Here is a 22,586-nt window from a genome sequence, read left to right on the forward strand (position 1 = left end):
CCCGGTGCAGGTGGTCTGGGGTGTTGCGCATCTTGGGTAGTCTGGGGCGGACTGTTCGCCGCAATAGGCCCGGTGTGGCTGCTCATCTCCTTCTTTGCCCGTTCCGTAGGCCCCCTAAGGTGCGGGCTGGAGATCCCGGTTCATGAAGTTGCCCTTCCCGTCGATGCGCCCGTCACAGCGCAGCATGCCCGCCGAGCGCCGTCTGGACGCCGCACTGCCCGTGGCGGTGCTGGCGAATGCAGCCCTGCTGGCGGGGCTTGCCTGGTCCCAGGCCCGCGGGGCGGGTGAGGCCCCCGGGGCGACGCTCGCCGCAGGCCTGCTGTGCCTGGTCGGGCTGTGGTGCATGCGCCAGCCACCGCAGGGGGCCCTGGCGTCGTGGGGATCAGCCACCGTGCTGGTGACCCTGCTGGTGGCCCAGATGGCGGTGGCGGGAGCGGCGGTGCCGTTGTTGCTCCTCAACAGCCTGCTGGTGCTGAGCCTGCTGCCCAACCTGCGGCGGCCCGGCCTGGTGGTGGCGGGCGGCGTGGCGGCAGCGGCGGCGCCCTGGCTGTTGCACGAGGGGCTGGCGCGAGGCCCGCTGCAGTCCGCGTGGCTGCAAGCCGACGGGTCCCTGTTCGCGTACGGCGTGGCGATGGCGGTGCACACCCTGCTGCTCGCGCTCACGGCGCGGGCCAATGCCTACCGTGCCAGGGAGCGCTTCGACATGCATTTCCTGGTCCGCGCCATGGGGATCAAGGGGCCGATCCGCCTCAGCCTGGATGCTGTACGGGCCGAGTCGGCGCTGGGTGAGCGGCTCAAGGACGTGCAGCAGCGCATGGCTGGCACCTTGCGCCAGGTCAGCCGGGCCACCCACGGGGTGCAGGCGGCTTCGAGCGAGCTGCAGCACAGTGGCGAGGAGCTGGGCCAGCGCACCGAGCGCAGCGCCGCCGGCCTGCGCGAAGCGGCGATGACGCTGGAGCAGATCAACCTGATCGTGCAGACCAGCGCCGAGGCAGCCCTGGATGCCCGGGCGATGGCGGTGCAGGCCGCCGCACAGGCCGAGCAGGGCGGTGAGCTGTTCGACCAGGTGCGCGCCCGCATGCGCGACATCGATGCCGCCTCGCGCAGCATCACCGAGGTGATCGGTGTGATCGAGGGCATCGCGTTCCAGACCAACATCCTGGCCCTGAACGCCGCGGTGGAGGCGGCCCGGGCCGGTGACCGGGGGCGTGGCTTTGCCGTCGTGGCTGCAGAGGTGCGGCAACTGGCGCTGCGATCGGCCACCGCCGCCGGGGAGATCAAGACGCTGATCGAGCGTTCGACGGCCACGGTGGCCAGTGGCAACGCCCTGGTGGAGCGGGCCGGGCGGACGATGGCCGAGATCGTGGCCTCGGCTCGCAAGGTCGGCGGCGCCTTCGAGCACCTGTCGGCCGACACCACCGAACACGCCGGCAGCATCGATGCAGTCACCGCCGCAGTGCGCGACCTGGACGAGATGACCCGCCAGAACGTCGCGGTGGCGGAAACCTCCCGCCGCATTGCCGACGATCTGCAGACCCAGAGCCGCATGCTGGAGGAGGTGCTGGGCGCCTTCCAGCTCGGCACCGACACGCAGGCGCCTGCGGATGCGCCGCCCGTTGCGATGGCGGCGCGCACCCCGTCGGCCACGGCCGCCGCAGCACCACAACGGGCGCAGCCGCTGCTGCCGTCGCATGGCGGGGCGCCGCGGCCGAAGCGGGTGGTGGCCGCCACGCCTGTCGCCGCTGCCGCACCCGCCGCGGCACCGCCTGGCGTGCCGGCGGACAACTCCAACGTGGTCTTTTTCTGACCCGCTCCCCCGGCTCAGGCCGCAGCAGGGCCCGGCCTGCCCAGTGGGGTCACTGCACCTGGATCTGCACCCGGCGCGGCTGGGCGTGGTCTGCCTTGGGGATGCGCACGCGCAGCACGCCCTGCACCAACTCGGCGCTGACCTTCTCGGGGTCGAGCTCCTTGCTCAGCGTGAAGGTGCGGCGGTAGCGCGACAGCGTCACCTCGGCGTGCTGCGCCTCAATGCCCGCTGGCGCGGGCAGCGCCACCTCGGCTTCGATGCCGAGCTGGTCACCCTCGATGCGCAGGTGCAGGCGCTCCTTCGGCACGCCGGGCAGGTCGGCGTAGAGCGTGATGCCGGTGGCGTCCTCGATCACGTCCACGGGCGGCAGCAAAGCCGGCTCCGGGCGGGCAGACTGGCCTGTGGACGGGCTGGTGGATTCGGGGGTATGGGTCACGGTGTTCATGGTCGTGGTCCTTCGGTCGGTCCAGGGGGTCACTGCACTTCGATGCGGCGCGGCTGGGCGGCGGCGCGGCGCTGGATGCTCACATGCAGCACGCCGTCGCGGTAGCTGGCGGCCACGGCATTGGGGTCGATGTCGTCGGGCAGGCTGACGACGCGGCGGAAGCGCCCGTCGAAGCGTTCGTTCACATGCAGCGTGGCCTTCTCGTCGGCCGCGGGCTGGCTGCGCCCCCGTTCACCGGCGATGGTGAGCACACCGCGCTCCAGGTTCACGTCGATGGCTGCCGGGTCCATGCCGGGCGCGAAGGCATAGACCTCCACTGAGGTCGGCGTGCTGCCGACGTTGAGCGCCGGGTAGCCGCCGCGGCCCAGGCCGCGGATCGACGGTGACGGTTCCAGCCCGCCCTGGAACTCGCGTTGCAGGCGCTCCAGGTCGGCGAAGAGGTCGCGGGGGAAAAGACTGCGGTACAGCATGGTCAGGCTCCGTGGGCGGGTGAATCGCGATGCCGGGCATCGCCATGCCGGTCACTTAGGGTCGCCCGGGCGCGCTTTCAAGGCCTGTCTCGTCAAGGTTCAAGGGGCGCCTCCCGTGCTGGGCTAGCATCCGCCGAGCCGTTTTGAAACGGCCCACCCTGCCAGAACCCGACCGAGGAGACCCCATGAAATTCGAGACGCTTGCCGTGCACGCCGGTTACGGCCCGGACCCGACCACCAAGGCGGTGGCGGTGCCGATCTACCAGACCACCAGCTACGCCTTCGACAACACCCAGCATGGCGCGGACCTGTTCGACCTGAAGGTGGCGGGCAACATCTACACCCGCATCATGAACCCGACCACCGCGGTGCTCGAGCAGCGCCTGGCGGAGCTGGAAGGGGCGAATTCTGGAAGTGCAGGCGCACTGGCCGTGGCCTCGGGCATGGCGGCGATCGCCTACGCGATCCAGACGATCGCCGAGACGGGGGACAACATCGTCTCTTCATCCACCCTGTACGGCGGCACCTACAACCTGTTTGCCCACACCTTCCCGCAACTGGGCATCGAGGCGCGCTTTGCCGACCCGCGCGACCCGGCCGCCTTCGCCGCGCTGATCGACGAGCGCACCAAGGCGGTGTTCTGCGAGTCCATCGGCAACCCGCTCGGCAACGTCACCGACTTCCAGGCGCTGGCCGATGTGGCGCACGCCGCGGGCGTGCCGCTGATCGTCGACAACACCGTACCCACGCCCTACCTGTGCCGCCCATTCGAGCACGGCGCGGACATCGTGGTGCACTCGCTGACCAAGTACCTGGGCGGGCACGGCAACTCGATCGGCGGGGTGATTGTCGACTCGGGCAAGTTCCCCTGGGCCCAGCACAAAGCGCGTTTCCGTCGCCTGAACGAGCCGGATGTGAGCTACCACGGCGTCTGCTACACCGAGGCGCTGGGCGCGGCCGCCTACATCGCCCGGGCGCGCGTGGTGCCCCTGCGCAACATGGGCGCGGCGCTGTCGCCCTTCAACGCCTTCCTGATCCTGCAGGGCATCGAGACGGTGGCGCTGCGCATGGACCGCATCTGCGACAACACGCTGGCAGTGGCGCAGTTCCTGAAGGGCCACGCCAAGGTGAAGTGGGTCAACTACGCCGGCCTGGGCGACCACACCGACCACGGCCTGGTCCAGAAGTACATGGGTGGGCGCGCCTCAGGCATCCTGACCTTCGGGGTGCAGGGGGGCATCGAAGGCGGCGCACGCTTCCAAGATGCGTTGAAGCTGGTCACCCGGCTGGTCAACATCGGCGACGCCAAGTCGCTGGCCTGCCACCCGGCCTCCACCACGCACCGCCAGCTCGGCGAGGCGGAGCTGGCCAAGGCGGGGGTCACGGTGGACACGGTGCGGTTGTCGATCGGCATCGAACACATCGACGACCTGCTCGCCGACCTGGCGCAGGCGCTCGACGCGGTCTGATCGCCGCACTGCGGCCGGCCGGTCAGGCCGCCAGCCGCAGGTCGACGCGGTGGATCTCGGCGCTGGGCAGCCGGTGCATGAGGGGACGCTCGGTCGCCCGCTCGGTCCCGACGGGTTCGATGCGGCCTACCACCGGGGCCGCACCGGCCGACGGCGGGTCTTCGGCGGGGCCGATCAGCTCGCTGACGGCCTGGATCTCGCGCAGCACGGCCTGCCAGTCGGGCGCGGCGGTCGGTGGGCGTGTCGTCGCAGCGGTGGGGTGGGCCTCGTCGGCCTTGCTGGTGATGCTGCAGCTGGTGTCAGCGGGCGTGACCGCGGTGCCCGCCATGCGTGCGCGGCGCTGCAGGCTCCAGGCCGAGGCGGCGCCGACGCCGAACATCCAGACCAGCGAGCCCCAAACGGTCCAGTGGCTCCACGCCGCGGCCGAGGCGACCGCCTCGTCGTGGCTCGCGCGGATCTGCTGCAGGGCCGGGGTGGTGGCCCCGGGTGTGGCCAGGTAGCGCTCGTGCAGGCCGGCGTTCTGGCGCTCCAGGCGCGCGCGTGCCTCCGAGGCGGCTTCCAGCCGCTCGATGCTGTGCTGGATGGCCGCGCCCGCCACCAGGGCGCTGGCGGCCATGGCGACCCAGGCCACGCGCGGGCGCAGCACGTCGCTCCAGGCGAGGTGGGCGGTGAGGCGGCGAAGCGCGGTGGTGATCATGGGGCTCCTCGGTGGCGCAACGGGTGCGGCGCGGCAGGGAATGCACCTGGGTGCGGGTGCCGGGCCGGGGTGACCCATCTTGAGCCGGGGGCGGTCGTTTCTTGAATTGAAAAAACCTCACTTTTCGCCGCCAGTTCGATCGTGGACGGCGGTTGTGTGCCAAGCGGCACGCGCCGTGGCGGGGACCAGCGCCGGGCCGCAAGCCGGGGAGGGCGGGCCTGCCCTGTTCCTGCAACAAGCCGCTGCCGGGTTGTTACGGGATGCAGAAGACCGCAGGCAGCCCATCGGTGCTTCAATGACCTTGCGTTGAATGGGTAAATTTCCCACAATGTGAGCGTTGGCGCGGCTTGACGAGCCGCAAGGCCCGGTCCGCAGGCCTGGATCGGCCTGGCAGCGGGGCGATGCCGTGCTGTCACGGTTGCCAGATCTGGTTACCTGGGGGCGGGGTGGCTGTGCGCCAATGCGTTCCAGGCGCTGCGGCGGCACCGGTTGACCGGCCCACCCCAGCGCGGCGACCCCCGCCCAAGCGAGTCGCCGCACCGCCTCCAGGTCACGTACCCGCGCTGGAGCCGGCCGTGCCCACCGCCAATCGACTCAGGTGCAGTGTGCGCCAGAGACAGTCGATTGGCGGTGGGAGGCCCCTCCAGCGCCGGGTGCCGCTCTCCCTCGGCTCCTTTCGCAGCCGGGGCATCGGCAGGCCGCCGCGCTACAGTGCCGCGGCGCACTCCCCGCCCGCCGATGCCCGCCCCCCAACACGACGACCCCCTGACGTTGCGCGCCCTGCCTGGGCCCGCCGCGTCCCCTGCGCCATCGACCGGCCTGCCACAGGACGCCGCTGCCGTGCTGCAGCTGGCGGCCCAGTCGATGTTCGACGTCTTCGCCCAGGCGGCCCAGGGGATGATGGTGGTGGACCGCTCGCACCGCATCGTCTGGATCAGCGAGGGCTACAAGCGCTTCCTGCCCGCGCTCGGGTTCGACAGCGAGCAGGCCTTCGTCGGCCGGCGTGTCGAGGAGGTGGTGCCCAACACGTTGATGGCCCAGGTCATCGAGACCGGCCGGCCCATGTTGCTGGACCTGCTGACCAACCAGGCCGGCAGCTTCCTGGTCAGCCGCCTGCCGTTGCGCGATGCGCAGGGCGTGGTGCTCGGCGCCGTCGGGCTGGTGCTGCTGGACCACCCGGAAACGACGATGCAGCCGCTGATGCTCAAGTTCGCCCGCCTGCAGCGCGAGCTGGAGGACGCGCGCCGGCAGCTGGCCGCCCAGCGCCGGCCCAAGCACACCATCGCCGGCTACATCGGCTCCAGCGCGGTGGCGATGGAGGCCAAGCGCCAGGCCCGCCGCGTGGCCGCCACTGCGGCCACCGTGCTGCTGCTCGGCGAAACCGGTACCGGCAAGGAGCTGCTGGCGCATGCCATCCACGCGGCCTCGCCCCGCGCGGGGGCGGCCTTCGTCGGCGTCAACATCGCCGCGGTGCCTGACAGCCTGTTGGAGGCGGAGTTCTTCGGCGTCGCCCCGGGGGCCTACACCGGCGCCGAGCGCAAGGGCCGCGACGGCAAGTTCAAGCTCGCCGACGGCGGCACGCTCTTCCTCGACGAGATCGGCGACATGCCGCTGGCCCTGCAGCCCAAGCTGCTGCGCGCGCTGCAGGAGCAGGAGGTGGAGCCGCTGGGCAGCAACCAGGTGCACAAGGTGGACGTGCGGGTGATTGCCGCCACCAGCCGGGACCTGACTGCGATGGTGGCCGAGGGCCAGTTCCGTGCCGACCTGTTCTACCGCCTGAACGTGCTGCCCATCCGCCTGCCGGCCCTGTGCGAGCGCCTGGGTGACCTGGAGGCGCTGGTCGAGGCGCTGCTGGAGGACATCGCCCGCCGCAGCGGCCTGGCGCACCGTGCCGTGAGCGAGGACGCGCTGGCGCTGCTCGCCGCACATGACTGGCCCGGCAACATCCGTGAGCTGCGCAACGTGCTGGAGCAGGTGGCCCTGCTCAACGACGAGCTGCTGCTCACGGCGGCGCACTTCCGCGCCGTGCTGCCGGCAGGGGTCCGTGCCGGGGTGCCTGGGCCACTCGCCAGCGACGCGCTCCAGGGGGCGTCCTGGTCCACGGCACCCGGCGCAGGTGAACTGCTCGCCGTGCCGTTGCCGCAGGCCGTGGCGGAGCTGGAGCGGCGCGCCGTTCGCGCGGCGCTCGCGGCCACGCGCGGCAACAAGGTGGCGGCGGCGCGCCAACTCGGCATCGCCCGCGCCACCCTGTATGAAAAGCTGGCGCTCTGGGGCCGCGAGGCAGAGCCGCCGCCTGACGATCGGTAAGCCCTGTGTCGATCGGTCTCGATCGGCCGCCCAGGGCTGGCGTCGCTGCGGTGCTTGGTGAAAAATGTCACGGTCCCGAGGAGGTCGTGCCATGCCCGCCCGAGTGTTTGCACTGCCGCTTGCCGTGTTGCCCTGCGCCTTTGTTGCTGCCGCTGCCGCTGCCGCCGCCTGCCTGCTGCCGTGGTCCGCTGCTGTGGCGGGGCCGGAGCCGGGTGCCACCCACTCGCTGGCACAGCCCGAGCTGGACCGACTCGGCCGTCAGATCGTGCAGGCCCGCTGCAAGCGGCCGCTGTCGGTCAAGCGTGAGCGTGTGCCCAGCCCGCGCAGCCCGCAGGTGCTCGATGTCGTCTGGACCACGGCCTGCCCGGGTTTCGAGGTGGTCACCTTCCGGGCCGCCGGCGGGCGCGAGCGGCCCATGGTGCTGACGATGACCGCGCCCCACCCCGATCTGGCGGCGGATCTCGCCGTTGGCACGCGTCCCCAGGCGGTGCAGGCCCGCCTCGGCCCGCCCTGGTCCACCCAGGGCGCCGACCTCGTCTACGCCCTGCACCCCGAGCGGCCCAACGACGACACGCTGACCTTCCGGGTTGCGCAGGGCCGGGTGGTCGAGTTGGTGTGGAGTTGGGAAACCGATTGATCTGGGGCAGATTGGCGTGATTTGGGTGCCCGTTACACTGGATTCGTGACATAAGTGGCGCAGTCGCTGACGTGCGTGGGGGGATGCAGTGGAGGGGGCGAGCCCGGCGATGGATGGGGAGAGCTTCAGGCTGGCCTGCCGTGATGGCGGGCGGCGCATTGAGCGCTGGCTGCGCGAGTTCGACGCCCGCTACGGCCCCGCGCTCTACCGCGAGGCCGCTGGTGTGCTGCAGCACCTGGGGGCGGCCGAGGACTTAGTGCAGGACACGCTCATCAAGGTCTGGCAGCGTTGCGCCAGCTTCCGCGCCGAGGGCCATCCCTTTGCCTGGGTCCGGCAGATCCTGCGCCATGCGCTGCTGGACACCCTGCGCGCCCGCACCCCCGAAGAGCCGTTGGAGGATGAGAGTGGCGAACTCCGCCCCGCGGTGCAGGTGGCGGTACATCACCTTTCCGCCGACAGGGTGGTGCAGCCTGACGCCGAGCACGAGACGCGCGTCCTGGATGCCATGTACCAGCGCTGCTACGCCCGCTTCGCCGCCGCCCACCCCGAGCACGCCCAGGTGCTGCGCTGGGTGGCCGAGGACGGTCTGGGCCCGGCCGAGGTGGCCGCGCTGCTCGGCCGCTCACCGGGTGCGACGCGCGAGTTCCTCTCGCAGTGCCGCAAGAAGGCCCGGCCCTTCCTGGCCGAGTGGCATGCGCTGGTCAGCCACAGCCATCCGCCTGATGCCCCAGCCGGTGGCTCCAACAACGCAGACCCGCGATGACCACCCCTGCCTGGGCCGACGACGACGAGGCCTGGCTGGACCTGCTGGCTGGCCGTCCGGCACCCGGGGCCGATGCCGCCACCCGCCGCGAGGCGCAGGGGCTGCGCCGCATCGTCACCAGTGCGGTGGCGCTACCGCCGGCGGGAGCCCGCTGGGCCGAAGACGCCGGGCGCCGCAGCGAGCGGCTGGTCGAGCGCGCCCGTGCCGCCGGGCTGATGCGTCCGCGCGGTGGGGCCTCGGCCTGCCGGGTCTGCGACGGGCTGGGTTCGCGGCTGGCATCGTGGCTGGGCTCGGGCGCGCTCGGTGGGCTGGTGCTGGCCGGGCTGGTGGGGTTCGGCCTGTTTGGAGGCGGGGTGAGTGGCTGGATGGCCGCCGGCCTGCCGCCGGCCGACGAGGCCGCATCTCTGCGCGCCGCTGCGCCGGCGACCCTGCGCCGGGTGGCCGTGGCCGACCCGCCGGTGAGCCGCGACCTGCTCGGCCGCCAACTGAGCGCGGCCGGTGCCCAGGTGGCGCCCTACGAGCGCCTGGGCCGGCCGGGGTTGGACGTGGAGTGGCCGGCCGCACGGCGCCGCGCCGTGGCGGAGGTGCTGCTGCGTGCCGGCTGGTGGCCGCCGCTGCCGGCGCAGGCGGATGAGTTGCAGATCGAGTTTGACCGGGTGGGGGGAGGACGGGATGAGCAAGAGGAGAGACGGCCGCGTTAGCCGGTGCGTGAACGGCTTGACCGCTGGGGCGGGTATTGCCGCGCTGTGGCTGGGCGCTGGCAGCGCCTGGGCCCAGGCGGAGCCAGTGGCCGAGTCGCCCGAGCAGGTGCGCGCTCGCGTGCAGGCGGTGTGTGCGCCCTACGAGGCGGGCGTGCCGGCAGACCTGGATTTGCAGTGGACACAAAGCGAAGTGGATCGCTTGCAGCAAAACAGACTGTCAGGGCATTTGGAACTGGCTTGCCAGGGATGGTGGGCGGCCGTCCGGCGGTTTCGGGCTGACAGCATCGCTGCGATCAGATTCCAGGCAACGATTGCCGCCAGTTTGCTCTGGGTGGGTCGGTCGGGCGATGCTTTCCCGATCTTGTTGGCTACACGTGAACAGCTCATGCCAATGGCCGAAGTCGGGCGATTGGAAGTTGCCTCATTGTCCGGAATGATAGGTGGGTTTTATACATTCCGTAGGGACATACCTCGCGCCGTGGCGGAGTTGGAGCGGGCCATGCAGGAGCAGGCCTCTGATCCTGACCCGAATGCCCGCGAACTGCGTTGGACCATCGCGCAGAACTTCGGCGCGATCCTGATGGCGGCTCGTCAATATGATCGATCTGAGAAAGTGCTGACTGGCCTTCTGGCAGAAATCGAATCCGCGTCTCCCAAACCGAATCCGCTTTTGAAGGCATGGGTTCTGAATGGGCTGGTCAACCTGGAGGTCCGTCGTGAACAATATGTCAAAGCGTTGAGTTATTCGCGCGTAGAGGTGGCTTGGCTTGAAGCCTTGGGAGAGGTAAGAGGGCCTGAGTTGTTGATGGCGCGTCAGAATCTTTCCTTGACGCTGGCAAGGCTTGGTATATATGACGAGGCTGAGACCGTGATGCGGGCGGCCATCGCAACGACATTTGATGCGGCCTCAGACTACCAGAATAACTCGACCGACCTGCGCGAATCTCTTGCGGAGTTGCTGCTACAACGCGGGCGACCGTTGGAAGCCGCGCAAGCGATTCGCGAGGCGCTGGCGTTGATCAAGACCTCGCAAGTCAAGGGCAGCGCGCGGGAAATGAACTCGCGCAGGCTGTTGGCGCGGGCTTATGCCGCCTTGGGCGATCTCGGCGCGGCGGTTGAGCAATATCGCGTCATCGAGACTTGGATCGACTCAGGAGGGCGTGGCGGGGAGGCGCTACATCGCATCGGGAGCTTGACCGGCTTTGTGCGGGTGTTGCTTGAGTTGGGTGATTACGAGGAGGCGCGTAGTGTCTTGGGCCGTGCGCAGGCGGAGTTGGCAAAGGCGCCTGCCCAGCGCAAGGAGCAGGCCGAGTTGCTCCGTCTGTCGGCTCTGCTCAAGCAGGCCGGCGGCGATATGCCTGGCTTGCTGGCGGATTTGTCTCAGGCGGCACACGTGCTTGCACCTACCTACCCGGATGTTTCTCCAGAGCAGGTGGAATTGAAGGTTCTTGCCTGCCCTGCAGATACTGCAGCCTGCGCGGCATTGGTCCAATCGTTGGAAGATGCTGGGCGCGACACAGACCATCCAGCGCTGCCGCACGATCTGGAGGCGCGGGGCAGGCTGGCGCTGGGGGCCCGGGCTCGTGAGAGCAGCCAACCTGCATCGGCAACCCGACTTGCGCACTCAGCCCTCGTAGCTGCAGTGCGTTCTGGCTCGCCGGCGCTGCTCGGCCTGGCCTATGGCCTGCAGGCCGACGTGCGCGCCGACGCCGGGCGCTTCGACGAGGCGATCTTCTTCGGCAAGCTGGCGCTGGCCGAGGTGCAGCGCCAGCGAGCCCGGGTGGTGGCGCTGGGGGCTGCTGCCGAGGCGCACTTCCTGGAGCGCCGCAGCGAGGTCTACCGCAGCCTGGCCGACCGCCTCGCCGGGCAGGGGCGCATCGCCGAGGCCCTGGCGGTGCTGCGCCTGGCCAAGCGCGCCGAGCAGGCCGACTGGGGCCAGCGTGGCGCCGGGGCGCTGGATGACGAGCAGGTGGCCGAGTTGCTGCCCTGGTCGCCCGCCGAGCGCCGCCTGCAGCAACAACTGGCCCAGACCCTGGCCAGCCACCAGGCGCTGGCCGATGAGTACGCCCGGCTGCGCCGGCTCGATGCCGCCCGCGCCATCACCGCCGACGAGCAGGCCCGCCTGGCCACGCTGGCGCAGCAGGGCCGCCAGGAACGCGAGCGGCTGCAGGCCCAGCTCGATGCGCTGCTGCAGACGGTGGCCGCCGCGACGGCGCCGGCTCCTGGCGCGCGGCAAGGCGCTGCGCCCGCGGCCGTGAGCGACGCCGCCGAGCGGGCCGCGCTGGCGCGGGTGCGCCCGCGCGAGGCCGGCGTGGTGCATGCGTGGCTGATGCTGTCGCCCCAGGGCCTGCGCTCGGTCGTGGTCGGGCGCGAGCGCAGCTGGGTGCGCGCCCGGCGCGTGGCGCCGCAGGAGGTCAGCCGCGACATCGCGCGCTGGCTGGAGGTGCTGCGCCGGCAGGGTGCCGGGGCGAATGGCCGGGACGAGCTGGGCGCGCGGTTGTACGAGCACATCGGCCGCCTGATCGACGAACCCGCCCGCCAAGCCCGGGCGAGCCGGGTGGTGCTCTGGCTGGACGGCCCGCTGCGCCACCTGCCGCTGGCGGCGCTGCACGATGGCCGGCAGTACCTGGCGCAGAAGTACACGCTGCTGCACGCCGCGCCGGTGCTCGATGGCGCTGCCAGCGACGGGCGCCCGGCGGCCCGCACCGCGCAAGTGGGCGCGCTGTCGCTCCAGGCCTTCGGCATGACCGAGGCGGCCGCCGGCCTGCCGGCGCTGCCTGGCGTGGCGCGTGAGCTCTGCGGCATCGTGCGCGGGCCGGTGCAGGGGCTGTCCACGGATGCCGCGGCCACCGCGGTGAGCGGCTGTGCCGACGGGGGCACCCGCGGCCAGGGCCCGGTGGCCGGTGAGGCGGTGGCCAACGCGCAATTCACCGCCGCAAGGTTGCATCAGGCCCTGGCAGCGCCCGCCGCGGCTCCGTCGCGCCTGCTGCACATCGGCACCCATTTCGTGCTGCGGCCCGGGCACGTCGAACGTTCCTGGCTGCTCCTGGGCGACGGCCAGCGCCTGGGGCTGGCGGAGGTGGCGCGGCTGGACCTGCGCGGCCAGCAGCTGGTCACGCTGTCGGCCTGCGAAACCGGTGCTCCGGCGGGGGACGCCACCGACGGCCGGCAGATCGATGGCCTGGCCGCGGCGGTGCTGGGCGCGGGGGCGCGCCAGGTGCTGGCCAGCCTGTGGCGGGTGGACGACCAGGCGACCGCCCGCTTCATGCAGGTGTTCTACGAGGAGAGCCGGCGCGCGGGCTCACCCGCACAGGGCACCGATTGGGCGGCGGCGCTGCAGCGCACCCAGCAGCGTCTGCTGGCCGGCGGCGGCTCCGCTGCCCGTCCGCACGACTGGGCTGCCTTTGTGTTGATGGATGCGCGCCGGTAGTGGCTCGATGGGACCGATGGGGCCAGTGCGATGGGCGGGGTCGTCATGAACGGGTTCCTCCCTGAAGGTGCTTCTTCCATCCCCGAGCAGGCCTCTGCGGGCCGTTGACAGCGTGAGGAGAGGGGCGACGCGCTGCGTTCAGTGCAACTGGATGGCGCCAGCGGCGCTGACGACCACGCGCTGGCCCACCGCCCAGCGTGGCGCGTCGCCATGCGTCAGGCGGCGGGTATTGCCGTCGTCGAAGCGCACCGTGGTCTGCCAGGGGCCCGGGCCGGTGATGCGCTGCTGGATCGCGTTGCCGGCGAATGCGCCCGCGACGCCGCCGGCCACCGTGGCAGCGGCGCGCCCGCGGCCTCGGCCGAACTGGTTGCCGATGCCCGCGCCGATGAGGGCGCCCGCCACGCTGCCCACCGGAACGTCCCGGGCGGCGCTGGCCAGCTGCTGGAGGCCCACCACCGTGGCCGGGCCGCTGGTGATCGGCCCGCCGTTCAAGTTCAGTGCCAGCTGCTGGGGCGCGCTGTGCACACCGAGCGAGTCGACCAGCTCGTACTCGAGGGTGGCGCGCAGCGGCTGGCTGGGCGCCTGCAGCGGTAGGTTGAGGTGGCCGTTGGCGGCATTCAGCTGCACTGCGACAGTTTGTTCGCCCTCCGGCCAGGGCTGGGTTGATTCCACCACCCGCTGCCGTACCTGCACGATGTCGCCGGCCCCCTTGCGCCAGCTCAATTGCACGGACAGCGGCTGGCCCAGCCTCGGCGGCTGTGACCAGCGCAGCGCACCCAGCGTGACCGGTGGCAGCAGGCTGAAGGTCTGCTCGAAGGGCGCGCTGCGCCGGCCATCCGCATCAACCAGGGTGTATTCGAAGGTGGCCTGGGTGGGGGCGCTGACGACCTGCTGGATCGTGCCGGCGGAAACCTCCCCGTTGTGGGCGCTGCTGCCGCCCGTGTCCACCGGCACCGACCAGGCGGTGGGCGACCAGTGGCCTTCGCCGCGCAGGAAGCGCACGTCAACGCGGCGGATCTGGCTGTTGCGGGCGGAGTAGGACAGCCGCAGCGGCTGGGCCTGCCCGTTGCCCACCAGCACCGGCTGGGCGCCACGCACCGCGGTGATGTCCAGCGAGCTGCGGCCCAGCATCCACCAGGCGCTGGCGGCGCCGACCACGAGCAGGCCGGCGCCGGCTGCGACGAGCCATCCTTGTGGGAGACGCGGGGCGCGGCTGGCGGCCGGCGGCGGCGGGTGCCCCATCGCTGCCGTGGCGGATGTCGTGGCGGGTACGGGCTGGAGGGGGACGACGGACGTGTGAGCCGTGGTGGCCGAGGCAGCAGCGGGCATGGGGGTCTCCGGGGAAGCGGGTGGGTGGGGCGGGCCGTATCGAAGGGCGAGGGGGTGTGCGCGGGTCAGCTCGCGGGCGGGCGGACGAACACCTCGACACGGCGGTTCTGCTGGCGGCCCTCCTCGCTCTGGTTGTTGGCGATCGGGCTGCCCTGGCCCAGGCCGGCCGCGCTGAGGCGCGCGCCGTCGAAGCCCTGCGCCTGCATGAAGCGCACGACCGACCGGGCGCGGGCCTCCGACAGCGCCTGGTTGCTCGCCGGGCTGCCGACGTTGTCGGTGTGGCCGACCGCCTTGACGGTGATGCCGCAGTACTTCCGGACGGTGGTGGTCACCCGGGTCAGCGTGTCCTGGAAACCCGGGCTCAGGGCGGACTGGCCGGAGGCGAACATGACCGAGCCTGGGATCTTCAGCCGCACCGAGCCGTCCTCCTGCTCCTCGACATCGATCTCATTGGCAAAGGCCGCGCCAGCCAGGGCGCCTACCAGTGCGCCGCCAAGGGCACCCTGCACCCGGTGGCGCCCGCGGTGCTTCGTTCCGGCGGCGTTGCCGGCCGCGACGCCGAGCACGGCGCCGGCCGCTGCGCCCACTGCCACCTTGGTGGCGTTGGAGGTGGTGGGGAGCTTCTCGCATCCGGCCTGGGCGGCCGCTGTGCTGCCGGTGCTGCTGCTGTTGTTGCCGCCTGGCATGCTGGCGCAGCCGCCAAACAGTGCCGCGGCTGCGATGGCGGCCGCACTGGCGCAGGCCAGCGCGCGTTGGGCAACCGCCGGCCGAGTGGCGGCTGGCCGGGCCGGTGAATGGCGTGCAGGGGTGAACATGACGGGCGTGCTCCTCGATTGGGGACCTGGGCTGTCTGTCTGCCCCGGTGGGTGCCGGGGGACTTGAAGGCCAGGACGAGGCCTGCGCCGAAACGTCAGGACGCGGGGTGTCCGGCGCCTTTCACAGGAGGGTCGAGGAGGGTCGACATGGGGCCTGAGGACGCGTCGTTCTCGTACGAGGCCGCACGCAGCTTGCGCCTTGGTGCCAACCAGTAAAACGTGCTATATTCGCAAGCTTTTCGGGCGTGGACCATCCGCGCCCGTTTCGTCGTTTCGGTGTGCCGCGCTCGAAAGTCCTCGTCAAGAGGGCTGTTCGGGGGTGGCTCGCCGGAGCAAATCAGTCAGCCCGACCAATCGTTGTCGGGCATTGGAGAAGAACCATGACGACAGCCAATCCGGGCGAGCGCCTCGGTTTGCTGGGCCGCAAGGTGGGCATGATGCGCATCTTCACGGACGACGGCGATGCCGTGACCGTGCTCGACGTGTCCAACAACCGCGTCGCCCAGGTCAAGACCGCCGACGTCGACGGCTACAGCGCCCTGCAGGTGGCCTTCGGCGCCCGCAAGGCCTCCCGCGTGACCAAGCCCCAGGCGGGCCACCTGGCCAAGGCTGGTGTGGAAGCGGGCGAACTCCTGAAGGAGTTCCGTGTCAGCGCCGACGTGGCGGCCGAGTACAAGGCTGGCGCGCAGGTCCCCGTGACCCTGTTCGCAGCGGGCCAGCAAGTCGACGTGCAAGGCACCTCGATCGGCAAGGGCTATGCCGGCACCATCAAGCGCCACAACTTCAGCTCGCAGCGCGCGTCGCACGGCAACAGCCGTTCGCACAACGTGCCGGGCTCGATCTCGATGGCGCAGGATCCGGGCCGCGTGTTCCCGGGCAAGAAGATGACCGGCCACATGGGCGACGAGACCGTCACGACCCAGAACCTGGACATCGTGCGCGTCGACGAGGCCCGCCAGCTGCTGCTGGTCAAGGGTGCCGTGCCGGGCGCCAAGGGTGGCTTCGTCACCGTGCGTCCCGCCGTCAAAGCCAAGCAAGGAGCCAACTGATGCAGCTCGAGCTCCTGAATGAGCAGGGCCAGGCGGCCGCAAAGGTCGATGCCCCTGACACCGTCTTCGCGCGTGACTACAACGAAGCGCTGGTGCACCAGGTCGTGGTGGCCTATCAGGCCAACGCCCGCCAAGGCACCCGTGCTCAGCTGACCCGCGCCGAGGTCCATCACTCGACGAAGAAGCCGTTCCGCCAGAAGGGTACCGGCCGCGCTCGCGCCGGTATGACCTCGTCGCCGCTGTGGCGTGGGGGCGGTCGCACCTTCCCGAATTCGCCGGACGAGAACTTCAGCCACAAGCTGAACAAGAAGATGTATCGCGCCGGCATGGTGACGATCCTCTCCCAGCTCGCCCGTGAAGGCCGCCTGGCCGTGGTCGACTCGCTCAAGGTCGAGGCGCCCAAGACCAAGCTGCTGGCCGCCAAGCTCAAGGCGATGAACCTGGATCACGTGATGGTGATCGCTGACGAGGTGGACGAGAACCTGTTCCTCGCCTCGCGCAATCTCGTCAATGTGCTGGTGGTCGAGCCGCGTTACGCCGATCCGGCGTCGCTGGTCTTCTACAAGAAGGTCATCGTCACCAAGGGCGCGATCGACAAGCTGCAGGAGATGTTCGCATGAGCGCCGCCAAGTTTGATGAGGGCCGCCTGGCCCAGGTGCTCGTCGCGCCGATCATCTCGGAAAAGGCCACCAGCGTCGGTGAAAAGCACAACCAGGTGCTGTTCAAGGTGCTGCAGGATGCCTCCAAGCCCGAGATCAAGGCTGCTGTCGAGCTGATGTTCAAGGTCGAGGTCGCGTCGGTCCAGGTGCTCAACACCAAGGGCAAGACCAAGCGCTTCGGCGGTCGCATCGGTCGTCGTGACCATGTGCGCAAGGCCTATGTCTCGCTGAAGCCGGGCCAGGAACTGAACTTCTCCGGGGAGACTGCGTAATGGCTGTCGTCAAGGTCAAACCGACTTCGCCTGGCCGCCGTGCCGTGGTGAAGGTGGTGCACAAGCACCTGCACAAGGGCGCGCCCGAGGCTTCGCTGCTGGAACCCCAGAAGCAGAATTCTGGCCGCAACAACAACGGTCACATCACGGTTCGCCACAAGGGTGGTGGTCACAAGCACCACTACCGCGTGGTGGACTTCGTGCGCAACAAGGATGGCATCCCGGCGAAGGTCGAGCGCGTCGAGTACGACCCGAACCGCACGGCCCACATCGCGCTGGTGTGCTATGCCGACGGCGAGCGTCGCTACATCATCGCGCCGCGTGGCCTGGAAGTGGGTCAGACGATCCTGAGCGGCGCCGAGTCGCCGATCAAGGCCGGCAACACCCTGCCGATCCGCAACATCCCGGTGGGTTCGACCATCCACTGCGTCGAGATGATGCCTGGCAAGGGCGCGCAGATCGCCCGCTCGGCCGGCACCTCGGTGACGCTGATGGCGCGTGAAGGCACCTACGCCCAGGTCCGCCTGCGTTCGGGTGAAGTGCGCAAGATCCACATCGACTGCCGCGCCACCATCGGCGAGGTGTCCAACGAAGAGCACAACCTGCGCCAGTACGGCAAGGCCGGTGCGATCCGTTGGAAGGGCATCCGTCCGACCGTTCGCGGTACCGCCATGAACCCGGTGGACCACCCGCACGGTGGTGGCGAAGGCCGTACCGGCGAGGGCCAGGTCCCGGTGTCTCCGTGGAACACCCTGACGAAGGGCTACCGTACCCGCAACAACAAGCGCACGCAGACGTTCATCGTTTCGCGTCGCAAGAAGTAAGAGGGGAGCGCAGCAATGTCTCGTTCACTCAAGAAGGGCCCCTTCGTCGATCACCACCTGCTCGCCAAAGTCGAGAAGGCCGTGGCCACCAAGGACAAGAAGCCGGTCAAGACCTGGTCGCGTCGCTCGACCATCATGCCCGAGTTCATCGGTATCACGATCGCGGTGCACAACGGCAAGCAGCATGTGCCGGTGTACGTGACCGACCAGATGGTCGGCCACAAGCTCGGCGAGTTCGCGCTGACCCGCACGTTCAAGGGTCACCCCGCGGACAAGAAGGCCAAGCGCTGAGGAGCCCGACGCAATGGAAACCAAAGCAATCGTCCGTGGTGTGCGTCTGTCCTGCGACAAGGGTCGCCTGGTGGCCGACATGATCCGCGGCAAGCCGGTCGATCAGGCCCTGAGCATCCTGACGTTCACGCCCAAGAAGGCCGCCGGCATCATCAAGAAGGCGCTGGAGAGCGCGATCGCCAACGCCGAGCACAACGACGGCGCGGACATCGACGAACTTCGCGTCACCTCGATCTACGTGGAGCAAGGTGCCACGCTGAAGCGTTTTGCCGCCCGCGCCAAGGGCCGTGGCAACCGCATCAGCAAGCCCACCGCGCACATCTACGTGACGGTCGGCAACTGAGAAGGCAGGTAGAAAGTCATGGGACAGAAAATCCATCCGACCGGGTTCCGCCTGCCGGTCACGCGCAATTGGTCGTCGCGCTGGTACGCCGGCAACCGCCAGTTCGCTGCCATGCTGGCCGAGGACATCGAAGTTCGTGAGTTCCTGAAGAAGAAGCTCAAGAACGCCGCAGTGTCGCGCATCCAGATCGAGCGCCCCGCCAAGAACGCCCGCATCACCATCTTCTCGGCTCGTCCGGGTGTGGTGATCGGCAAGAAGGGTGAGGACATCGAGAACCTGAAGCTGCAGCTCGCCAAGATGCTGGGCGTTCCGGTCGCTGTGAACATCGAGGAAGTGCGCAAGCCCGAAGTCGATGCCCAGCTGATCTCGGAGTCGATCACCCAGCAGCTCGAAAAGCGCATCATGTTCCGCCGCGCGATGAAGCGCGCGATGCAGAACGCCATGCGCCTGGGCGCCCAGGGCATCAAGATCATGTCCTCCGGCCGTCTGAACGGCATCGAAATCGCCCGCACCGAGTGGTATCGCGAAGGCCGCGTGCCCCTGCACACCCTGCGCGCCGACATCGACTACGGTTTCTCGGAAGCCAAGACCACCTATGGCGTCATCGGCGTCAAGGTGTGGGTCTACCGTGGTGACCGTCTGGCCAATGGCGAAGCGCCGGTGATGCGTGGTGAGGACCGTCCGGAAGACGACCGCCGCCGCCGTGGTCCGCGCAACGACCGTCCTGGTGACCGCCGTGGCCCGCGTGGCCCGGGCGGTCCTGGTGCCGGCCGTGGTCCCCGCGGTGAAGGTGCTCCGGCCGAAGGCGCTGCCCCGGCGGGTGACCGCACCGGCGTGAAGCGCGTGGTGCGCGCGCCCGCCCCTGGCGTGGCAGCGAAAGGAGAATAAGGAATGTTGCAACCGTCCCGTCGCAAGTTCCGCAAGGAACAGAAGGGCCGCAACACCGGCGTCGCCACCCGTGGCGCCGACGTGTCTTTCGGCGAATTCGGCCTGAAGGCGACCGAGCGTGGTCGCATCACGGCCCGCCAGATCGAAGCGGCCCGTCGTGCCATCTCGCGCCACATCAAGCGCGGTGGCCGCATCTTCATCCGCATCTTCCCGGACAAGCCGATCTCCCAGAAGCCGGCCGAAGTCCGGATGGGTAACGGCAAGGGCAACCCCGAGTACTACGTGGCCGAGATCCAGCCGGGCAAGGTCCTGTACGAGATCAACGGTGTGCCTGAAGCGCTCGCCCGCGAAGCCTTCACCCTGGCCGCTGCCAAGCTGCCGCTGCGTTGCACCTTCGTGACGCGTGGCTTCGGCGCCTGAGCCCAAGGAGTAATGCAATGAAAGCCTCCGAACTCCGCGCCAAGGACGTCGCCGCGCTCGAAAAGGAAATCAGCGATCTGCTGAAGGCCCATTTCGGCCTGCGTATGCAGAAGGCGACCCAGCAACTGGGCAACAACGCGGTGCTGAAGAACACGCGCCGTGACATCGCCCGTGCGCGCACCATCCTCGCCGAGAAGAAGAAGGGAGCTGCGTGATGAGCGAAGCCCAGGTTCAAGAAACGCAAGCCACTGCACCGGCCCGCGCCAAGGTCGTCCGTACCCTGGTCGGCAAGGTCGTGAGCGACAAGCGCGCCAAGACCGTCACCGTGCTGGTCGAGCGCCGTGTCAAGCACGAGCTCTACGGCAAGATCGTGGCCCGCTCGCGCAAGTACCACGCCCACGACGAAAAGGGCGAGTACAAGATGGGCGACTTGGTCGAGATCACCGAAAGCCGTCCGCTGTCCAAGACCAAGAACTGGGTCGTGACCCGGATGGTCGAGAAGGCCCGCGTGGTCTGACGCTGCACTGAAAGCACGCTGCGCGCCGGGGTCATCCTGACCACGGCCGCTGTGAAAACCGGCTCGCTGGGATACTGGCGGCCGGTTTTGCTTTTTCTGCGGTCATTTCATGCGATCTGGCCCACACACCGTCACAACGAGGAGAGCCCCACCATGCTGAAAGTCGGCGACAAGCTGCCCCAAGTCACGCTGTACGAGTTCATCGACGTACCCACCGAAGGCTGCTCGCTCGGGCCCAATCCGGTGGACGTGGCCAAGGCCGCCGCAGGCAAGACCATCGCCCTGTTCGCGCTGCCGGGGGCCTACACGCCGACCTGCTCGGCCCAGCATGTGCCCGGCTACGTGCAAGACGCCGAGGCACTGAAGGCCGCAGGCGTGGACGAGATCTGGTGCCTGTCGGTGAACGACGCCTTCGTGATGGGCGCCTGGGGCCGGGAACTCGGCACCGCCGGCAAGGTGCGCATGCTGGGTGACGGCAGCGCCGACTTTGCCAAAGCCGCCGGCCTGACGCTGGACCTGACCGCGAAGGGCCTGGGCCTGCGCTCGCAGCGCTACTCGGCGCTGGTCAAGGATGGCGTGGTGCAGACGCTGAACGTCGAAGGCCCCGGCAAGTTCGAAGTCAGCGATGCAGCGACGATGCTGCAGCAGGCCAAGGGCTGATTGCCAGCCTCCCGCCTGCTGAAGCAAAGAGGCGCCCGCGGGGCGCCTCTTTGCGTATGGGGAGCGGGACCTGCGCGCGGCTCAATCCACCGTCGCGATGAAGCCGCCGCCCAGGCAGACCTCGCCGTCGTACAGCACGGCCGACTGGCCGGGGGTGACGGCCCACTGCGGGGCGTCGAAGTGGAGTTGCAGCCGATCGGGGTCGCTGCCCAGCGTGAGCGTGCAGGCCTCATCGGCCTGCCGGTAGCGGGTCTTGGCACTGACGGCGAGGCGGGAGGGCGGTTCGCCCGCGCACCAGTGCGCGCCATCGGCCTGCAGCGAGTGGCTGAGCAGCCAGGGGTGGTCATGCCCCTGCACGATGTAGAGCGTGTTGGTCGCCAGGTCCTTGCGGGCGACGAACCAGGGCTCGTGCTCGCCACCGCCGCGCCGGGCGCCTTTTTCCTTGATGCCGCCGATGCCGATCCCCTTGCGTTGGCCCAGCGTGTAGAAGCTCAGGCCGACGTGCTCGCCGAGCAGGCGGTTGCGGTCGTCGCGGATCGGCCCCGGCGCCTGCGCGAGGTAGCGGTTGAGGAACTCACGGAACGGCCGCTCGCCGATGAAGCAGATGCCGGTCGAGTCCTTCTTCTTCGCGTTCGGCAGGCCGATCTCCTGGGCGATGCGGCGCACTTCGGTCTTGTGCAGTTCGCCGACCGGGAACAGCGTGGTGGCGATCTGGGCCTGGTTCAGGCGGTGCAGGAAGTAGCTCTGGTCCTTGGACGGATCCAGCCCCTTGAGCAGCTCGTGCCGTCCCCGCTCGGCGTTGAAGCGCGCGCGGGCGTAGTGGCCCGTGGCGATCTTCTCGGCACCCAGGCGCATGGCGTGGTCGAGGAAGGCCTTGAACTTGATCTCGGCGTTGCAAAGCACGTCCGGGTTCGGCGTGCGCCCGGCCTGGTACTCACGCAGGAACTCGGCGAAGACGCGGTCACGGTACTCGGCGGCGAAGTTGACGTGCTCGATCTCGATGCCGATCACGTCGGCGACGGCCGCGGCGTCGAGGAAGTCCTGGCGCGACGAACAGAACTCGCTGTCATCGTCGTCTTCCCAGTTCTTCATGAAGATGCCGACGACCTCGTGTCCCTGCTGCTTGAGCAGGTGGGCGCTGACGGCCGAATCGACGCCGCCGGACAGGCCGACGACCACGCGGGAGGGTTTCATCGGCCCGATTGTCCCCGCAGGCGCGACTCCTTGCCGTCGTACACCGAGGCGTGGGTATGGATCGCGCCGAGCGGCAGGCGCTGCCCGGCGAGGTGGTCCTCCAGGCAGCGCAGCACCAGCGGGCTGCGCAGCACGGCGTGGCGGGCCCGGATCTCTTCGGGCGTCAGCCATAGGGTGCGCACGATGCCCGTGTCGAACGGGCGCCCCGCAATCTGATCACCCACGCTGCCGGTGAAGGCAACGCGAAAAAATGTCAGATCCTCGCAACGCTCGGGCCGAACGATACGTGACAGGTAGAGGCCGACGAGGTGGGTGGGCGTGAAGGCGCGGGCGGTTTCCTCCAGCGTTTCGCGGATCACCGCCTCCAAGGGCGACTCGCCGGGGTCGAGGTGCCCGGCCGGGTTGTTCAGTCTCAGGCCGTCGGGTGTCTCTTCTTCAACCAGCAGGAAGCGTCCGGCGTCCTGGACGATGGCTGCGACGGTGACATGGGGCTTCCAGCGGGGCTCGGTCATGGCCGGATCGTAAGGGTTGACACGCCGCAACCCCGGGGTGATCCCAGGTCCGGTCGCGTTGGTTCTGTACCAGGAACCCGTGTAAGC

Annotated in this window: 25 protein-coding genes; 18 read left to right on the top strand and 7 right to left on the bottom strand. The window is 69.6% G+C overall.

Translation table 11 applies throughout. From position 1 onward, the window contains the following. The first annotated feature begins 142 nt into the window (after window positions 1-142). Window positions 143-1,807 (top strand): methyl-accepting chemotaxis protein, encoded by a 1,665-nt coding sequence (locus NGK70_RS03440; RefSeq protein ID WP_251971978.1) that lies wholly within the window; start codon window positions 143-145, stop codon window positions 1,805-1,807. A 49-nt stretch (window positions 1,808-1,856) separates the two neighbouring features. Here the strand turns inward: NGK70_RS03440 and NGK70_RS03445 are convergent, their stop codons facing one another. Then, window positions 1,857-2,252, bottom strand: a complete 396-nt coding sequence (locus NGK70_RS03445) for an Hsp20/alpha crystallin family protein (RefSeq protein WP_251971979.1) — start codon at window positions 2,250-2,252, stop codon at window positions 1,857-1,859. Window positions 2,253-2,281: 29 nt separating this feature from the next. After that, window positions 2,282-2,722 (bottom strand): Hsp20/alpha crystallin family protein, encoded by a 441-nt coding sequence (locus NGK70_RS03450; protein WP_251971980.1) that lies wholly within the window; start codon window positions 2,720-2,722, stop codon window positions 2,282-2,284. 185 nt (window positions 2,723-2,907) lie between these two features. On the opposite strand from NGK70_RS03450, the gene NGK70_RS03455 reads away from it, so the two are divergent. Continuing rightward, complete coding sequence (locus tag NGK70_RS03455) at window positions 2,908-4,191, top strand: O-acetylhomoserine aminocarboxypropyltransferase/cysteine synthase family protein (protein ID WP_251971981.1); 1,284 nt, start codon at window positions 2,908-2,910, stop codon at window positions 4,189-4,191. A gap of 22 nt (window positions 4,192-4,213) precedes the next feature. Here NGK70_RS03455 and NGK70_RS03460 read toward each other — a convergent pair whose 3' ends face one another. After that, window positions 4,214-4,888 (bottom strand): hypothetical protein, encoded by a 675-nt coding sequence (locus NGK70_RS03460; RefSeq protein WP_251971982.1) that lies wholly within the window; start codon window positions 4,886-4,888, stop codon window positions 4,214-4,216. Window positions 4,889-5,626: 738 nt separating this feature from the next. On the opposite strand from NGK70_RS03460, the gene NGK70_RS03465 reads away from it, so the two are divergent. The 5 genes from NGK70_RS03465 to NGK70_RS03485 all read left to right on the top strand — a co-directional run bounded on the left by NGK70_RS03465 (window position 5,627) and on the right by NGK70_RS03485 (window position 12,726). Next, window positions 5,627-7,195, top strand: a complete 1,569-nt coding sequence (locus tag NGK70_RS03465) for a sigma-54 interaction domain-containing protein (RefSeq protein WP_310742578.1) — start codon at window positions 5,627-5,629, stop codon at window positions 7,193-7,195. 91 nt (window positions 7,196-7,286) lie between these two features. Continuing rightward, window positions 7,287-7,832, top strand: coding sequence for a hypothetical protein (locus NGK70_RS03470; protein WP_251971983.1), 546 nt, complete (start codon window positions 7,287-7,289; stop codon window positions 7,830-7,832). A 109-nt stretch (window positions 7,833-7,941) separates the two neighbouring features. Continuing rightward, a complete protein-coding gene (locus tag NGK70_RS03475; protein ID WP_251971984.1) occupies window positions 7,942-8,595 on the top strand; it encodes an RNA polymerase sigma factor in 654 nt (217 codons plus the stop codon). Continuing rightward, window positions 8,592-9,296 carry a hypothetical protein gene (locus NGK70_RS03480; RefSeq protein ID WP_251971985.1) on the top strand — a complete coding sequence of 235 codons (705 nt, stop codon included), beginning with the start codon at window positions 8,592-8,594 and terminating at the stop codon, window positions 9,294-9,296. The genes NGK70_RS03475 and NGK70_RS03480 overlap by 4 nt, the downstream gene beginning before the upstream one ends. 1,642 nt (window positions 9,297-10,938) lie before the next feature. Next, window positions 10,939-12,726, top strand: coding sequence for a CHAT domain-containing protein (locus NGK70_RS03485; protein WP_251971986.1), 1,788 nt, complete (start codon window positions 10,939-10,941; stop codon window positions 12,724-12,726). A 138-nt stretch (window positions 12,727-12,864) separates the two neighbouring features. Here NGK70_RS03485 and NGK70_RS03490 read toward each other — a convergent pair whose 3' ends face one another. Both NGK70_RS03490 and NGK70_RS03495 read right to left on the bottom strand, forming a co-directional pair. Next, entirely contained in the window at window positions 12,865-14,055 is a 1,191-nt protein-coding gene (locus tag NGK70_RS03490) for a glycine zipper 2TM domain-containing protein (protein WP_251971987.1), read from the bottom strand. Between the two features lie 65 nt (window positions 14,056-14,120). After that, window positions 14,121-14,870, bottom strand: coding sequence for an OmpA family protein (locus NGK70_RS03495; RefSeq protein ID WP_251971988.1), 750 nt, complete (start codon window positions 14,868-14,870; stop codon window positions 14,121-14,123). A 380-nt stretch (window positions 14,871-15,250) separates the two neighbouring features. Here NGK70_RS03495 and rplC point away from each other — a divergent pair, with 380 nt between their 5' ends. The 11 genes from rplC (at window position 15,251) to NGK70_RS03550 (ending at window position 20,793) form a co-directional block, all read left to right on the top strand. Further along, entirely contained in the window at window positions 15,251-15,919 is a 669-nt protein-coding gene (rplC, locus tag NGK70_RS03500; protein WP_251971989.1) for a 50S ribosomal protein L3, read from the top strand. After that, window positions 15,919-16,539 (top strand): 50S ribosomal protein L4, encoded by a 621-nt coding sequence (rplD, locus tag NGK70_RS03505; RefSeq protein WP_251971990.1) that lies wholly within the window; start codon window positions 15,919-15,921, stop codon window positions 16,537-16,539. The genes rplC and rplD overlap by 1 nt, the downstream gene beginning before the upstream one ends. Continuing rightward, complete coding sequence (gene rplW / locus NGK70_RS03510; RefSeq protein WP_251971991.1) at window positions 16,536-16,850, top strand: 50S ribosomal protein L23; 315 nt, start codon at window positions 16,536-16,538, stop codon at window positions 16,848-16,850. Before rplD ends, rplW begins: the two co-directional genes overlap by 4 nt. Beyond that, a complete protein-coding gene (rplB, locus tag NGK70_RS03515; RefSeq protein ID WP_251971992.1) occupies window positions 16,850-17,674 on the top strand; it encodes a 50S ribosomal protein L2 in 825 nt (274 codons plus the stop codon). Before rplW ends, rplB begins: the two co-directional genes overlap by 1 nt. Window positions 17,675-17,689: 15 nt before the next feature. Continuing rightward, window positions 17,690-17,965, top strand: coding sequence for a 30S ribosomal protein S19 (rpsS, locus tag NGK70_RS03520; RefSeq protein ID WP_251971993.1), 276 nt, complete (start codon window positions 17,690-17,692; stop codon window positions 17,963-17,965). A gap of 13 nt (window positions 17,966-17,978) precedes the next feature. After that, a complete protein-coding gene (gene rplV, locus NGK70_RS03525) occupies window positions 17,979-18,308 on the top strand; it encodes a 50S ribosomal protein L22 (protein ID WP_251971994.1) in 330 nt (109 codons plus the stop codon). Between the two features lie 18 nt (window positions 18,309-18,326). Beyond that, window positions 18,327-19,196: a 30S ribosomal protein S3 gene (rpsC, locus tag NGK70_RS03530; protein WP_251971995.1), complete on the top strand. Its 870-nt coding sequence runs from the start codon at window positions 18,327-18,329 to the stop codon at window positions 19,194-19,196. A gap of 3 nt (window positions 19,197-19,199) precedes the next feature. After that, on the top strand, window positions 19,200-19,616 hold the full coding sequence (gene rplP / locus NGK70_RS03535; RefSeq protein WP_251971996.1) for a 50S ribosomal protein L16: 417 nt from the start codon (window positions 19,200-19,202) through the stop codon (window positions 19,614-19,616). 17 nt (window positions 19,617-19,633) lie between these two features. Further along, entirely contained in the window at window positions 19,634-19,831 is a 198-nt protein-coding gene (rpmC, locus tag NGK70_RS03540; protein WP_251971997.1) for a 50S ribosomal protein L29, read from the top strand. Then, window positions 19,831-20,133: a 30S ribosomal protein S17 gene (gene rpsQ, locus NGK70_RS03545; protein ID WP_251971998.1), complete on the top strand. Its 303-nt coding sequence runs from the start codon at window positions 19,831-19,833 to the stop codon at window positions 20,131-20,133. Before rpmC ends, rpsQ begins: the two co-directional genes overlap by 1 nt. 153 nt (window positions 20,134-20,286) lie before the next feature. Further along, window positions 20,287-20,793: a peroxiredoxin gene (locus NGK70_RS03550; RefSeq protein WP_251971999.1), complete on the top strand. Its 507-nt coding sequence runs from the start codon at window positions 20,287-20,289 to the stop codon at window positions 20,791-20,793. A gap of 81 nt (window positions 20,794-20,874) precedes the next feature. Here NGK70_RS03550 and mnmA read toward each other — a convergent pair whose 3' ends face one another. Beyond that, a complete protein-coding gene (gene mnmA / locus NGK70_RS03555; RefSeq protein ID WP_251972000.1) occupies window positions 20,875-21,987 on the bottom strand; it encodes a tRNA 2-thiouridine(34) synthase MnmA in 1,113 nt (370 codons plus the stop codon). After that, entirely contained in the window at window positions 21,984-22,499 is a 516-nt protein-coding gene (locus NGK70_RS03560) for an NUDIX hydrolase (protein WP_251972001.1), read from the bottom strand. Before NGK70_RS03560 ends, mnmA begins: the two co-directional genes overlap by 4 nt. Window positions 22,500-22,586 lie beyond the last annotated feature (87 nt).

This window comes from Sphaerotilus microaerophilus (assembly GCF_023734135.1).
Taxonomy (GTDB): Bacteria; Pseudomonadota; Gammaproteobacteria; order Burkholderiales; family Burkholderiaceae_C; genus Sphaerotilus; species Sphaerotilus microaerophilus.

What these genes read in the sequence shown, in the direction of transcription:
- NGK70_RS03440 (WP_251971978.1), top strand. Translation starts at nt 143, where the DNA reads ATGAAGTTGCCCTTCCCGTCGATGCGCCCGTCACAGCGCAGCATGCCC.
- NGK70_RS03445 (WP_251971979.1), bottom strand. Translation starts at nt 2,252, where the DNA reads ATGAACACCGTGACCCATACCCCCGAATCCACCAGCCCGTCCACAGGC.
- NGK70_RS03450 (WP_251971980.1), bottom strand. Translation starts at nt 2,722, where the DNA reads ATGCTGTACCGCAGTCTTTTCCCCCGCGACCTCTTCGCCGACCTGGAG.
- NGK70_RS03455 (WP_251971981.1), top strand. Translation starts at nt 2,908, where the DNA reads ATGAAATTCGAGACGCTTGCCGTGCACGCCGGTTACGGCCCGGACCCG.
- NGK70_RS03460 (WP_251971982.1), bottom strand. Translation starts at nt 4,888, where the DNA reads ATGATCACCACCGCGCTTCGCCGCCTCACCGCCCACCTCGCCTGGAGC.
- NGK70_RS03465 (WP_310742578.1), top strand. Translation starts at nt 5,627, where the DNA reads ATGCCCGCCCCCCAACACGACGACCCCCTGACGTTGCGCGCCCTGCCT.
- NGK70_RS03470 (WP_251971983.1), top strand. Translation starts at nt 7,287, where the DNA reads ATGCCCGCCCGAGTGTTTGCACTGCCGCTTGCCGTGTTGCCCTGCGCC.
- NGK70_RS03475 (WP_251971984.1), top strand. Translation starts at nt 7,942, where the DNA reads ATGGATGGGGAGAGCTTCAGGCTGGCCTGCCGTGATGGCGGGCGGCGC.
- NGK70_RS03480 (WP_251971985.1), top strand. Translation starts at nt 8,592, where the DNA reads ATGACCACCCCTGCCTGGGCCGACGACGACGAGGCCTGGCTGGACCTG.
- NGK70_RS03490 (WP_251971987.1), bottom strand. Translation starts at nt 14,055, where the DNA reads ATGCCCGCTGCTGCCTCGGCCACCACGGCTCACACGTCCGTCGTCCCC.
- NGK70_RS03495 (WP_251971988.1), bottom strand. Translation starts at nt 14,870, where the DNA reads ATGTTCACCCCTGCACGCCATTCACCGGCCCGGCCAGCCGCCACTCGG.
- rplC (WP_251971989.1), top strand. Translation starts at nt 15,251, where the DNA reads ATGACGACAGCCAATCCGGGCGAGCGCCTCGGTTTGCTGGGCCGCAAG.
- rplD (WP_251971990.1), top strand. Translation starts at nt 15,919, where the DNA reads ATGCAGCTCGAGCTCCTGAATGAGCAGGGCCAGGCGGCCGCAAAGGTC.
- rplW (WP_251971991.1), top strand. Translation starts at nt 16,536, where the DNA reads ATGAGCGCCGCCAAGTTTGATGAGGGCCGCCTGGCCCAGGTGCTCGTC.
- rplB (WP_251971992.1), top strand. Translation starts at nt 16,850, where the DNA reads ATGGCTGTCGTCAAGGTCAAACCGACTTCGCCTGGCCGCCGTGCCGTG.
- rpsS (WP_251971993.1), top strand. Translation starts at nt 17,690, where the DNA reads ATGTCTCGTTCACTCAAGAAGGGCCCCTTCGTCGATCACCACCTGCTC.
- rplV (WP_251971994.1), top strand. Translation starts at nt 17,979, where the DNA reads ATGGAAACCAAAGCAATCGTCCGTGGTGTGCGTCTGTCCTGCGACAAG.
- rpsC (WP_251971995.1), top strand. Translation starts at nt 18,327, where the DNA reads ATGGGACAGAAAATCCATCCGACCGGGTTCCGCCTGCCGGTCACGCGC.
- rplP (WP_251971996.1), top strand. Translation starts at nt 19,200, where the DNA reads ATGTTGCAACCGTCCCGTCGCAAGTTCCGCAAGGAACAGAAGGGCCGC.
- rpmC (WP_251971997.1), top strand. Translation starts at nt 19,634, where the DNA reads ATGAAAGCCTCCGAACTCCGCGCCAAGGACGTCGCCGCGCTCGAAAAG.
- rpsQ (WP_251971998.1), top strand. Translation starts at nt 19,831, where the DNA reads ATGAGCGAAGCCCAGGTTCAAGAAACGCAAGCCACTGCACCGGCCCGC.
- NGK70_RS03550 (WP_251971999.1), top strand. Translation starts at nt 20,287, where the DNA reads ATGCTGAAAGTCGGCGACAAGCTGCCCCAAGTCACGCTGTACGAGTTC.
- mnmA (WP_251972000.1), bottom strand. Translation starts at nt 21,987, where the DNA reads ATGAAACCCTCCCGCGTGGTCGTCGGCCTGTCCGGCGGCGTCGATTCG.
- NGK70_RS03560 (WP_251972001.1), bottom strand. Translation starts at nt 22,499, where the DNA reads ATGACCGAGCCCCGCTGGAAGCCCCATGTCACCGTCGCAGCCATCGTC.